General features: G+C 64.7%; 11 protein-coding genes. 1 reads left to right on the forward strand and 10 read right to left on the reverse strand.

From position 1 onward, the window contains the following. Positions 1 to 49: 49 nt before the first annotated feature. The 7 genes from pnp to ATE71_RS12530 all read right to left on the reverse strand — a co-directional run bounded on the left by pnp (position 50) and on the right by ATE71_RS12530 (position 6777). A complete protein-coding gene (gene pnp / locus ATE71_RS12500; RefSeq protein WP_058803635.1) occupies positions 50 to 2350 on the reverse strand; it encodes a polyribonucleotide nucleotidyltransferase in 2301 nt (766 codons plus the stop codon). A 194-nt stretch (positions 2351 to 2544) separates the two neighbouring features. Next, positions 2545 to 2814 (reverse strand): 30S ribosomal protein S15, encoded by a 270-nt coding sequence (rpsO, locus tag ATE71_RS12505; RefSeq protein ID WP_037554459.1) that lies wholly within the window; start codon positions 2812 to 2814, stop codon positions 2545 to 2547. Between the two features lie 25 nt (positions 2815 to 2839). Further along, positions 2840 to 3796, reverse strand: a complete 957-nt coding sequence (gene truB / locus ATE71_RS12510) for a tRNA pseudouridine(55) synthase TruB (RefSeq protein WP_058803636.1) — start codon at positions 3794 to 3796, stop codon at positions 2840 to 2842. Between the two features lie 33 nt (positions 3797 to 3829). Further along, positions 3830 to 4231, reverse strand: coding sequence for a DUF6491 family protein (locus tag ATE71_RS12515; protein WP_235588005.1), 402 nt, complete (start codon positions 4229 to 4231; stop codon positions 3830 to 3832). Positions 4232 to 4301: 70 nt separating this feature from the next. Continuing rightward, the gene (locus ATE71_RS12520; protein WP_058803637.1) at positions 4302 to 4850 is read right to left on the reverse strand and encodes a GNAT family N-acetyltransferase; all 549 of its coding nucleotides are present in this window, start codon (positions 4848 to 4850) and stop codon (positions 4302 to 4304) included. After that, positions 4850 to 6127: a M20/M25/M40 family metallo-hydrolase gene (locus tag ATE71_RS12525; protein ID WP_058803638.1), complete on the reverse strand. Its 1278-nt coding sequence runs from the start codon at positions 6125 to 6127 to the stop codon at positions 4850 to 4852. Before ATE71_RS12525 ends, ATE71_RS12520 begins: the two co-directional genes overlap by 1 nt. A 47-nt stretch (positions 6128 to 6174) precedes the next feature. After that, the gene (locus ATE71_RS12530; protein ID WP_058803639.1) at positions 6175 to 6777 is read right to left on the reverse strand and encodes a thymidine kinase; all 603 of its coding nucleotides are present in this window, start codon (positions 6775 to 6777) and stop codon (positions 6175 to 6177) included. Positions 6778 to 6901: 124 nt separating this feature from the next. Between ATE71_RS12530 and ATE71_RS12535 the strand changes: the two genes are divergently transcribed. Next, a complete protein-coding gene (locus ATE71_RS12535; protein WP_058803640.1) occupies positions 6902 to 8326 on the forward strand; it encodes a WS/DGAT/MGAT family O-acyltransferase in 1425 nt (474 codons plus the stop codon). A 20-nt stretch (positions 8327 to 8346) separates the two neighbouring features. Here ATE71_RS12535 and rbfA read toward each other — a convergent pair whose 3' ends face one another. Genes rbfA through infB form a run of 3 tightly spaced genes read right to left on the reverse strand, consistent with a single transcriptional unit; the run spans position 8347 to position 11881 of the window. Further along, entirely contained in the window at positions 8347 to 8754 is a 408-nt protein-coding gene (gene rbfA / locus ATE71_RS12540) for a 30S ribosome-binding factor RbfA (RefSeq protein WP_058803641.1), read from the reverse strand. Next, a complete protein-coding gene (locus tag ATE71_RS12545) occupies positions 8751 to 9305 on the reverse strand; it encodes a DUF1697 domain-containing protein (RefSeq protein ID WP_058803642.1) in 555 nt (184 codons plus the stop codon). The genes rbfA and ATE71_RS12545 overlap by 4 nt, the downstream gene beginning before the upstream one ends. Positions 9306 to 9340: 35 nt before the next feature. After that, complete coding sequence (gene infB, locus ATE71_RS12550; protein ID WP_058803643.1) at positions 9341 to 11881, reverse strand: translation initiation factor IF-2; 2541 nt, start codon at positions 11879 to 11881, stop codon at positions 9341 to 9343. Positions 11882 to 11884 lie beyond the last annotated feature (3 nt).

Below are 11884 nucleotides of genomic sequence, written 5' to 3' on the forward strand. Positions count from 1 at the left end.
CCGCCTTTCGGCGACCCCTTCTCTTTTCCGATAGCGGTAGCGGAAGGACTTAGTCCTTCAGGAAGTCGGGCACATGGCCCTGATCTTCCGGGCCGTCTTCGCTGCGTTCGCGGCGCGGGCCGCGATCGCCGCCGCCATCGCGACGCGGGCCACGATCGCGGCCGCCGCGACCACGGTCGCCGCCGTCACGGCGCGGACCACGATCGCCGCGCGGTTCGCGGGGTTCGCGCGCCGGGCGGGTGTCTTCGAGTTCTTCGCCGGTTTCCTGGTCGACGACGCGCATCGACAGGCGAACCTTGCCGCGCGGGTCAATCTCAAGGACCTTGACCTTGACTTCCTGGCCTTCGCTCAGAACGTCGGCGACCTTTTCGACGCGCTCGTTCTTGATTTCGCTGACGTGGACCAGGCCGTCCTTGCCGCCCATGAAATTCACGAAAGCACCGAAATCGACGAGGTTGACGACCTTGCCGTCATAGATCTTGCCGACTTCGGCCTCCTCGACGATGCCGCTGATCCACTTGCGCGCGGCCTCGATCTGGTCGAGGTCGCTCGACGAAATCTTGATCAGACCTTCGTCGTCGATGTCGACCTTGGCGCCGGTGGTCGCGACGATCTCGCGGATCACCTTGCCGCCGGTGCCGATGACGTCGCGAATCTTCGCCTTGTCGATCTGCATCGTTTCGATGCGAGGCGCGTGCGCCGACAATTCGCTGCGGGTTTCGCCGAGCGCCTTGTTCATCTCGCCAAGGATGTGCGCGCGGCCTTCCTTGGCTTGGTTAAGCGCGGCTTCGAAGATCTCGCGCGTGATGCCCGCAATCTTGATGTCCATCTGCATCGTGGTGATGCCTTCGGACGTGCCCGCAACCTTGAAATCCATGTCGCCGAGGTGATCTTCGTCGCCGAGGATGTCCGACAGGATCGCATAATCCTTGCCTTCGAGGATGAGGCCCATCGCGATGCCCGAGACGGGGCGCTTGATCGGCACGCCGGCGTCCATCATCGCGAGCGACCCGCCGCAGACCGACGCCATCGACGACGAGCCGTTCGACTCGGTGATGTCGCTGGTCAGGCGGATCGTGTAGGGGAATTCGTCCTTGGTCGGCAGCACGGGGTGCAGCGCGCGCCAGGCGAGCTTGCCATGACCGACTTCGCGGCGGCCCGGCGCGCCGAAGCGGCCCACTTCACCGACCGAATAGGGCGGGAAGTTATAGTGCAGCATGAAGTGCTGGTACGACAGGCCGTTGAGGCCGTCGATCATCTGCTCCGCATCCTTGGTGCCGAGCGTCGCCGTGGCGATCGTCTGGGTTTCGCCGCGAGTGAACAGCGCCGAGCCGTGCGCGCGGGGCAGGAAGTGCGTTTCGGCGACGATCGGACGGATCTGCGTCGTCGTGCGACCGTCGATGCGCTTGCCGTCCTTGAGGATGGCGGTGCGGACGATTTCGGCTTCCAGCTTCTTGGTCAGCTTGATGCCGGCCATGACATCCTGCGGCGACAGGCCGTCCTCGGTGAACTGAGCCTTCGCCTTCGCACGCGCTTCATTGAGCGCGTTCGAGCGGGCCGACTTGTCGGTCAGCTTGTAGGCGGCGGCGATATCCTTGCCGATCAGCTTCTTCAGCTTGTCCTTGATCGCGGCATTGTCGTCGCCGGCGGCAACTTCCCACGGATCCTTGGCAGCCTGTTCGGCGAGCTTGACGATCGCCTTGACGACTTCCTTACACGCGTCGTGCGCGAACAGGACGGCGCCGAGCATGACCTCTTCCGACAGCTCGTTCGCTTCGGATTCGACCATCATCACCGCGTCGTAAGTGGCGGCGACGACGAGGTCGAGGTCGCCTTCGGCAACCTGTTCGTCGGTCGGGTTCAGGATATATTCGCCGTTCAGATAACCGACGCGCGCGGCGCCGATCGGACCCATGAAGGGCACGCCCGAAATGGTGAGCGCGGCCGATGCGGCGACCATCGCGAGGATGTCGGGCTCGTTGTGGCCGTCATAGCTCAGCACCTGGGCGATCGCGTTGATTTCGTTATAGAAACCTTCGGGGAACAGCGGACGGATCGGGCGGTCGATCAGGCGGCTGACGAGCGTTTCCTTTTCGGTCGCGCCGCGTTCGCGCTTGAAGAAGCCGCCCGGGATGCGGCCGGCGGCCGAATATTTTTCCTGATAGTGGACGGTGAGCGGAAAGAAGTCCTGCCCGTCCTTCACCGACTTCGCGGCGGTCACGGCGCACAGAACGACCGTTTCGCCCAGCGTCGCCATCACGGCGCCATCGGCCTGGCGGGCAACCTTACCCGTTTCGAGCGTCAGCGTTTCACCGCCCCACTCGATCGATACTTTTTTCACGTCAAACATGTGGTTTCCTTCGCCCGCCGGGCCCTATGCCGGGCGGGGCCTCTGATTCCGGGCAGTCCGGCCCGGGGCGGTGTAGGGCGTCTGTCTGCCCTATGGCGGTCCCGCCGGATGCGGGAACGGCCCTGCGGCCCGGCGCGAGATTGCGCGGGACCAATATGACAGCGGCCCCGGAAGTCCGGGGCCGCCAGAAACTCTTACTTGCGAAGACCCAGCTTCGCGATCAGCGCCGAATAGCGGGCCTCGTCCTTCTTCTTGAGATAGTCGAGGAGGCTGCGGCGCTTGTTGACCATCATAAGCAGGCCGCGGCGGCTGTGGTTGTCCTTGTGGTGCGCCTTGAAATGCTCGGTCAGCGTGTTGATGCGGTCGGTCAGGATCGCAACCTGGACTTCCGGCGAACCGGTATCGCCCTTTTCGCGGGCATTGTCCTTGATGACTTCGGCTTTGCGCTCGGCGGTAATCGACATAGTTCTTTTCCTCGAACATCCTTGTTTACAGATTGAAGCCCCGGACGACCTTCAGCGTTCCCGCCAAAGCCTCGATCAGGGCAACGGGACGCATGTCGCTGTCCCTTCCCCAATAGAGCCCGTCTTCGGTGCACCCCCCGGTCCAGACGCGACCCTGACGGATCGCCCCTGCCGCTTCCGGGGAAAGGTTCAGAGCCGGGATGTCGACCAGCCCTGCCTCAAGCGGCAGAATAATTTCTGATTGGGCGGCCCCTTGGCCGAACGCATTCAATTTGTCCAGCGAAATCGCCTGTAACAGGTCGAACGGCCCGGCTTTGCTGCGGCGCAGCATAGTGACGTGCCCGACAGTGCCGACCGCGCGCGCGATATCGCGCGCGAGGCTGCGGACATAGGTGCCCTTCGAAACGTACGCGGTGAGCGTGATGGATTCCAGTGCCCCCTCGCCCCGATCGTCACCCCGGACTTGATCCGAGGACCATTCGTCATCCGCTGCGGTGGATGCCGGATCAAGTCCGGCGTGACGAAGGGAATGTACCGTCACCGGCCGCGCCTTCATCTCGACCGCCTCGCCCTTGCGCGCGCGGTCGTAAGCGCGCTGTCCGTCGATCTTGATCGCCGAATAGGCCGGCGGCACCTGCTCGATCGGGCCGGTGAAGCGCGGCAGCACTGCCTCGATTTCCGCTAGCGTCGGTCGCATATCGCTCGTCGCAACCACCTCGCCCTCGGCATCGAGCCCGGCGGTTTCGGTTCCGAAGGCGATGGTGAAGTCGTAGGTCTTCGACGCATCGAGCATCCGCCCGCACAGCTTCGTCGCTTCGCCAAGCGCGATCGGCAACACCCCCGACGCCAGCGGATCGAGCGTCCCGCCGTGGCCGACCTTAACCTTGCCCAGCCCCGCCTCGCGGCACACGCGCTTGACCGCGCCGACCGCCTGTGTCGAGCCGAGACCGACGGGCTTGTCCAATATGATCCAGCCGTTCATTGCAGCGCCGCTAGGGCGCCGCCATGCCGTTTGTCAATTTTGCGCGGCCTCTTCGGCTTTGCGCGCGGCGTCGCGCTCTTCTTTCGACGGCGGCGGCGCGGAGGTGACGAACGAGCTCAGCGGACAGCTGTCACCCCGGACGATGATCGACGCCAGACGGTCGAGCCGACCGGCGCCGCGCGTTTCGATGCCGAAAGCCTGCGCGAAGCTGAGGCTGGGGCACGTCCCGATAAAGGTCCCGTAAAACCAGTTACGGCGACGATCCTGAATCCATATCCCGCGGTCGCGGTCCGCCTTCCAACTGCGAATCGTACTATTGCCGGGGAAAACGATCGCCGCCTCGACGCCGAGCGGGCGCTCCTTTGCCGGCTCTTCCGCCAGCGCCGCCGACGGAAGCGCGAACAACGCGAGCGAAAATATCAGTTTCGGCTTCATGCTCCATCCTCGATTTCGACAGCGGCGTGATGCTGGAGCATAGATGAATTCCCTCCCAAAAACATCTCTTTCAGCTCGTCGCCTGCTCGTGCCACTCCCTTGCGAGCAACGACCAGAGCCCCGTGTCGCGAACATGGCCGGTCCAAGTAACGCGCTCGGACCGCAGCACGCCCTCCTTGGTACAGCCGAGCTTGGCAACGGCCGCCTGGCTGCGCTGGTTGCGTTCGTCGATGCGAAATTCGATGCGGCGGATGCCGACGGCGAACGCATGGTCGATCATCAATTTTTTCAATCGCCCGTTGAAGCCCGTTCCGCGCGCGGCGGGATGGATGAAGCTGTTGCCGATCTCGATCGTTTGCGCAGACCAGTCCGGGCGCAGCCATGCCGTCATCCCGACGAGCCCGTCGTCGCCGAAAATGGCATAGGGCATCCGGCTGTCATGACCGATCAGCGACGTGAAGCTCGCGTCGAAATGATCGGGATCGAAGCTCGACGAGTAGATCGGCCATATATCCGCGTCAGCGGCGCAGGCGGCGCGCAACGGCTCGCGGTGCGCTTCCACCAGCTTGACGAGGCGGAGATCGCCGTCGGCCAGTTCGACATAAAGCGCGTCGCGCATCACTGGACCCCCGCGGTCGCAAGCAGGATGCCGAGGCCGACCATCGCGCCGCTCAGGCTCTTCGTCTTTTCGACGTCGATCCATTCGTCAAGCGCGTGCGCCCGCCCGCCCTCGCCGCCCGACCCGATCGTCACCGCCGGAATGCCGAGGCTCATCGGCAGGTTCGAATCGGTCGACGAGAAGGAGGCCTTGGGTTCGAGGCCGTTCGCACGGATGATCGCATCGGCGTTCCGCACGATCGACTGGGTTGCCGCGGTCTCGCCCGCGGGGCGGTCGCCGATCATCTTGATATCGGCGGTGATCGGTCCCTCCTTGATTGACCGCGCCGCATTCTCGCCCTCGACGCTCTTCTGGACGACAGCGAGGAAAGCTTGTTCCAGCTTGGTCAGTTCGGCGGGGTTCACCGAGCGCATGTCGAACTCCATATAGGCCTCGTTCGGGATTGAATTGACCGAGGTGCCGCCCCCCGTCACGCTGGCCGAATAGGTCGTCTTGGGGGTCGCGGGGACCGGGATTTTGTAGAAATCGACCACTGCCTGGCTCATCGCCGCCATCGGATTGACAAGCCCGAACGCGCCATAGCTGTGACCGCCCGGCCCCTTCCAGGTGATGCGATAGCGTTTCGAGCCGACGCCGCCGGTGACGATGCGCGACGGATCGAGCCCGTCCATCGAGAAAAAGGCCTTCACCCGGTCCTTATATTTGCCCTTGGTCAAAAGGTAGCGGACGCCGCGCAGGTCGCCGGGGCCTTCCTCGCCGACATTGCCGACAAAGATGATGTCCCGCTTCACCTTGACGCCGCTCTCCTTCATCGCGCGGGCGTAAGCGAGCAGCACCGCAAGACCGCGCGTATCGTCGCCGACGCCGGGGGCATGAAGGCGCGTGCCTTCGCGGCGGACCTTGACCGGCGTGCCTTCCGGAAAAACGGTATCAAGGTGCGCGGCGATCATCACCGCGGGACCGCCCGCCGGGCCGGTACCGCGATAGACGCCCATCGCATTGCCTTCCGCGTCGATCTCGACATCGGCGAGCCCCGCGTCCGCGAGCATGTTGCGATAGGCGGCGGCGCGCGCCGCTTCCTTGAACGGCGGCGCAGGAATTTCAGTCAGCTTGACGATCTCCTCGACCATCCGGTCGTGATCGCGATCAAGGATCTCGACCGCCGCACGATAGCCCTTGGTCTTGAGCACGGCCTCCGGCTGCGAAGCCGGTGCCGCCTGCACGGGCGAGACAGCAAGCAGCGCGGCGGCGAGGCTCAGCGACACGAAATTACGCATGGTTTTCCTTTCGCGAAAATACAGGGAACGGGACGAGCGCCGCCGGATCAGGCCGGCATCAGCGACGCCGCCGCCTCGCGCCGTTTCGCCATGAAATGCCGCCGGCACATCGCGACGTAACGATCATTGCCGCCGATCTCGGTCTGCGCGCCTTCAACCACCGCGCGGCCCGCCTCATCGACGCGCAGATTCATCGTCGCCTTCCGCCCGCATTCGCACACTGCCTTCAGTTCGACGAGCGCGTCGGCAAGCCCAAGCAATGCTGCCGAGCCGGGAAACAGGTTGGCCGCGAAATCGGTGCGCAAGCCGTAGCAGAGCACCGGAATATCGACTTCGTCGGCGAGCCGCGCGAGCCCGAGCACCTGCTCCCGCGACAGGAATTGCGCCTCATCCACGAGCACACAGGCGAGCGGGCGCTGCCTGTTCTCGTCGTTTGCCGATGCAAACAGGTCACTGTCGGGGTCGAACTTATGCGCCTCGGCCATCAGCCCGATGCGGCTCGTCACCTGGCCGACGCCATAACGATCGTCGAGCGCCGCGGTCCACAGCATGGTTTCCATACCGCGCTCGCGATAGTTGAAATCCGCCTGCAGCAGCGTCGTCGACTTGCCGGCATTCATGCTGGCATAATAGAAATAGAGCTTGGCCATGGAAGTGCGATAACGCGTTCGCCCGCCATCGCCAATCCTCTCGGTGGCGTCGGCTTGACTCGCCCATCGCCGCTGTCATGCTGCGCAGCAAAAGAAGCAGCATAAACAGTGGGGGAGAGCTGCGATGCGCCTGATGCCGGTAACCGACGCGATGTTCCTTTGGGGGGAGAGCCGCGAAATGCCGATGCACATCGGCGGCATCAATCTTTACACGCTGCCCGACGGGGTCGACGAGACTGAATGGCTGAACGAACAGCTCGCGCTGCTCCGCCAGTCGGAGGGCCTTAGGCGGCCGTTCAGCGAGGTGCTGAAGCTGACCCCGCTCGGCCAGTACGGTCCGATCCGCCTTGAACCCGATCGCGACATCGACATGCACTACCATGTCCGCGCCGCCGCCTTGCCGAAGCCGGGGCGTTATCGCGAGATGTTCGAGCTGGCCTCGCGCCTCCATTCGGGACTGCTCGACCGGACGCGGCCTTTGTGGGAAATCACGCTGATATCCGGCTTGCCCAACCGCCAGATCGCGACCTTCAAAAAGGTTCACCACGCGCTGATGGATGGCGCTGCAAGCATCCATTTCTATAATTCGATGCTGTCGGCGGATCCCAAGGAACGCCGCGCCGCGTCGCCGCTCTCGGTCGAGGCCTATGAAGCGTACAAGCGTCTCTTCCCACCCCCCAAAAAGCCTGCGCGCCCGAACCTGACCGACATCAAGGCGATCGGCGACTTCCTGAAGGAGCAATGGGGCAACAGCGTCGGGGTGACCAAGGCGATGAACCAGTATCTCGCCGCGATGTTCGGCATCGGCGGCGACGGACTCGTCACCCCCTTTGCCGGCGTGCCGCGCACCAGTTTCAACCGCAATATCACCGGCGCCCGCCGCTTCGTCGCGCAAAGCTGGTCGCTGGAACGCGTGCGCGCGATGGGCAAGGCCTATGACGGAACGATCAACGATGCGGTGCTCGGCATGTGCGCGGGTGCGATGCGCAAATATCTGCAATCGCTGAACGAACTCCCAGACAAGCCGCTCAAAGCCATGGCGCCCGTATCGATCCGCCCGAAGGACGATATCGATTCGGGCAATTCGGTCGCCTCGGTCACCGCGAACCTTGCGACGCACGTCGACGATCCGGCGACGCGCATGGCGATGATCCAAGAATCGATGAATTCGGCAAAGGCGCAGCTGCGCGCGATGACCGCGGCGCAGATCCAGCTCTATACCGCGATCACCAGCTTCCCGATGATGCTCACGGCGCTGACGCGCACCGCCGACAAATTCCCGGCCTATTCGGTGACGATTTCCAACGTTCCCGGCCCGCGCGAGCAGATGTACTGGAACGGCGCGCGCCTCGACGGCATGTATCCCGCGAGCATCCCCGTCGACGGCATGGCGATGAACATCACGCAGGTCTCGAACTTCAAGAATATCGACTTCGGCATCACCGCCTGCCGTCGCAGCGTTCCGCACGCGCAAAGGATGATCGACTATCTGGAGGAAGCGCTGGTCGAGCTGGAAGCGGCGGCAGGGATCAAGGCGGGAAAGAAATAGGCGCCCGAACGAGTCAGGCGTCAGCTGTCGCTTTCTCCACCACTCTCAAGATCCCGCGCCACCTTCGGGTCGCGCAGCAATTTTTCGATGTGGCTCGCCTCGTCGAAGCTCTCGTCGGCGAGGAATTTCAGTTTCGCGGCATATTTCATCCGCACCTTCGACGCGACGGTCTTCTGCAGATAGGCGGTGTTGGTGCGCAGCGCCTTGAGCACCGCCTCCTCGCCCTTGCCGAGCAGCGGCTTCACGAACACCGTGGCGTGGCGCAGGTCGGGCGACATGCGCACCTCGGTGATGCTGACCGGGTGCGTCGCGAGCACGTCGTCGTGCACGTCGCCGCGCGCGATGATCTCGCTCAAGATATGGCGCACCTGCTCGCCGACGCGCAGCACGCGGACCGAGGGGCCATTGTCCTTTTCGGCTTTCTTCACTTCGCCTTCTTCTCTTCGTCCAGTTTCGCGACGATGCGCGCGATCGAGCGCATATTACGCGCGGTGCCCTTGCAGCCCAAGCGCCTTTCGATGAAGGCGGTGGTGAGCTTGCTGCCGGCGACCCCGTCGCCATAGTCGAGGAACAGCATGCGCTTGCCGAGCGCGAGCTTCTCGCCGCCGCGGCCAAGATGATCGCCGACCAGCTGATCGAACTGCGCCTTGGTCGGCTGGTCGGTCAGATACATGGTGTGGACGAACCTGTCCTCGTTCGTGCCCGCGAAGGGATTGTCCGACACGCCCGCCGCGAGCTCGTCGCGGTCGCGCACCACAACCGCGCTCGTCATGTCGAAACGGTCGTCGACCATCATCGCCAGCTTTTCCTCGAGCCCGCGCGTCGGCCGCGCATCATGGTCGAACAGCACATTGCCGCTCGCCACGACGGTCTCGACATTGCAGAAGCCCTCGGCCTCGAAGGCCGAGCGCAGATCGACCATCTTCAGCCGGTTGCCGCCGACGTTGATGCTGCCGAACAGGGCGACGTAGCGCGCCATGATGCCGCCTCCCTGTTATGCGGAGCGGACGCCCGTCAGAGCGTCCGGTCGCGCAGTTCGACCTCGAAGACTTCGAGATGGTCGCCCGGCTTGATGTCGTTGGTATCCGCCAGCACGACACCGCACTCGAGGCCGGCGCGCACTTCGGCGACGTCGTCCTTGAAGCGGCGGAGCGACGCGATCGTCGTCGCCGACACGATGACGTCGTCGCGCGTGAGGCGGGCGTGGAGCCCCTTGCGGATCGAACCTTCGAGCACGAGCAGACCGGCTGCCTTGTCGCGCTTGCCGGCCGGGAAGACTTCCTTGACCTCGGCGCGGCCGACGACATTTTCGATGCGTTCCGGACCCAGCTCGCCCGCCATCTCCTTCGCCACGTCGGCGGTCAGGTGATAGATGACGTCATAATACATGAAGCGCACTTTTTCGCGGTTCGCGATCTCGCGCGCCTTGGCGTTCGGACGGACGTTGAAGCCGATAATCGGCGCACCGGTGGCAGCCGCCAGCGTCACGTCGCTCTCGGTGATCGCGCCAGCGCCCGATTGGAGCACGCGGACGCGAATCTCGTCGGTCGACAGGCGGTTGAGCGCGTTGACGATCGCTTCGACGCTGCCCTGCACGTCGCCCTTGATGACCACCGGATATTCGATAACCTTGGCCTTGTCGGCGAGCGCCGAGAACATGCCCTCGAGGCTGACCGGCGCCTGCGCCGTCCGCTTCTTGAGCGCCTGTTCCTGGCGATAGGCGGCGACTTCGCGGGCGCGCGCCTCATTCTCGACGACCGTAAGGGTATCCCCCGCCATCGGCACGCCGCCGAGGCCGAGCACCTCGACCGGCATCGACGGTCCGGCGGCCTTGATCTGCTTGCCATGATCGTCGACGAGCGCACGGACGCGGCCGCTTTCGGCGCCGCAGACGAAGATGTCGCCAACGTTGAGCGTGCCGCGGCGCACGAGGATCGTCGCGACCGGGCCGCGGCCCTTGTCGAGCTTCGCCTCAATTACCGTGCCTTCGGCGGCGCGATCTGGATTCGCCTTCAATTCCATGATCTCGGCTTGCAGCGCGATCGCATCGAGCAGCTTGTCGAGACCCGTTTTCTTCAGCGCCGACACTTCAACATTCTGGACGTCGCCGCCCATTTCCTCGACCACCAGCTCGTGTTCAAGCAGGCGTTCGCGGACGCGCTGCGGGTTGGCGCCATCCTTGTCGACCTTGTTGATCGCAACGATGATCGGCACGCCCGCGGCCTTCGCATGGTTGATCGCCTCGATCGACTGCGGCTTCAGCCCGTCGTCGGCGGCCACCACCAGGATCACGATGTCGGTGACGTTGGCGCCGCGCTGGCGCATTTCGGTAAAGGCTTCGTGGCCCGGCGTATCGAGGAAAGTGATGACACTGCCGTCCTTCGCCTTCACCTGATAGGCGCCGATATGCTGGGTGATACCACCGGCTTCGCCCGCGACGACATTGGCGCCGCGCAGTGCGTCGAGCAGGCTCGTCTTGCCGTGATCGACATGCCCCATGATGGTGACTACCGGCGCGCGCGGCTTGAGCTGCGCTGCGTCGTCGACATCCTCGTCGTGGCGGATATCGATATCGGCTTCGCTGACGCGCTTGATCTCGTGCCCGAATTCGGTGACGAGAAGCTCGGCGGTATCCTGGTCGATCGTCTGGTTGACGGTGACCGGCATGCCCATCTTGAACAGCGCTTTCACCAGGTCGGCGCCTTTTTCGGCCATGCGGTTCGCCAGTTCCTGCACCGTAATCGTGTCGGGCACGACGACTTCGCGGACCTGCTTTTCGCGCGGCCCCGACGAGGTCATGTGCGAACGCTTTTCCTTTTCGCGCGCGCGCTTCAGCGCCGCGAGGCTGCGCGCGCGAGCGCCCTCGTCCTCGTTGAGCGCACGCGTGACGGTCAGCTTGCCCGACTGGCGGCGATTGTCGGTGCCGCGGGCAGCCTTCGGTTCGGGGCGCTTGGGTTCGGGACGCTTCGGCGCCTCCACCGGGGTAAAGCGGCGCGGAGCTGGAGCCGCGCTCGCCGCCGGACGCGGCGCAGCGGGAGCGGCTTCGTCACGCGCTTCGGCCGCCGGCGCTTCGGCGACAGGTTCGGCGGCGGCCGCAGCGGGTGCCGGTTCGGCCGCCTTGGCGGCAGCCTGTTCCTGACGCGCTTCAGCGCGCGCCTTTTCTTCCTCGGCGGCCCGGGCACGCGCGGCTTCGTCGCGGCGGCGATTTTCCTCGAGCGCCGCCATGCGCGCTTCCTCCGCCTCGCGGAGCAGTTGCGCCTGGCGTTCCTGACGCGTCATCAGGCTGTCATTCTCGCTCGCCCGCGGCGCGACCGGCTTCGGAGCGGGCGCCGGGGCGGGAGCCGGTGCGGGTGCCGGAGCGGCCTCGACCTCTTCGGCCTCGGGTGCCGGCGCAGCTTCACCCGGACGGCCGATCACGCGGCGACGCTTCACCTCGACCACCACCGTGTTGCGACGGCCATGGCTGAATTGCTGCTGCACCTGTCCGGCCTCGACCGTCCGCTTCAGCCCAAGGGGCTTGCGGGTAAGGGTCGGCTTGTCCTGTTCGTCACTCATCGA

It is taken from the genome of Sphingopyxis sp. H115, assembly GCF_001468465.1.
In the GTDB taxonomy this organism is placed as follows: Bacteria; Pseudomonadota; Alphaproteobacteria; order Sphingomonadales; family Sphingomonadaceae; genus Sphingopyxis.

What these genes read in the sequence shown, in the direction of transcription:
- pnp (WP_058803635.1), bottom strand. Translation starts at nt 2,350, where the DNA reads ATGTTTGACGTGAAAAAAGTATCGATCGAGTGGGGCGGTGAAACGCTG.
- rpsO (WP_037554459.1), bottom strand. Translation starts at nt 2,814, where the DNA reads ATGTCGATTACCGCCGAGCGCAAAGCCGAAGTCATCAAGGACAATGCC.
- truB (WP_058803636.1), bottom strand. Translation starts at nt 3,796, where the DNA reads ATGAACGGCTGGATCATATTGGACAAGCCCGTCGGTCTCGGCTCGACA.
- ATE71_RS12515 (WP_235588005.1), bottom strand. Translation starts at nt 4,231, where the DNA reads ATGAAGCCGAAACTGATATTTTCGCTCGCGTTGTTCGCGCTTCCGTCG.
- ATE71_RS12520 (WP_058803637.1), bottom strand. Translation starts at nt 4,850, where the DNA reads ATGCGCGACGCGCTTTATGTCGAACTGGCCGACGGCGATCTCCGCCTC.
- ATE71_RS12525 (WP_058803638.1), bottom strand. Translation starts at nt 6,127, where the DNA reads ATGCGTAATTTCGTGTCGCTGAGCCTCGCCGCCGCGCTGCTTGCTGTC.
- ATE71_RS12530 (WP_058803639.1), bottom strand. Translation starts at nt 6,777, where the DNA reads ATGGCCAAGCTCTATTTCTATTATGCCAGCATGAATGCCGGCAAGTCG.
- ATE71_RS12535 (WP_058803640.1), top strand. Translation starts at nt 6,902, where the DNA reads ATGCGCCTGATGCCGGTAACCGACGCGATGTTCCTTTGGGGGGAGAGC.
- ATE71_RS12545 (WP_058803642.1), bottom strand. Translation starts at nt 9,305, where the DNA reads ATGGCGCGCTACGTCGCCCTGTTCGGCAGCATCAACGTCGGCGGCAAC.
- infB (WP_058803643.1), bottom strand. Translation starts at nt 11,881, where the DNA reads ATGAGTGACGAACAGGACAAGCCGACCCTTACCCGCAAGCCCCTTGGG.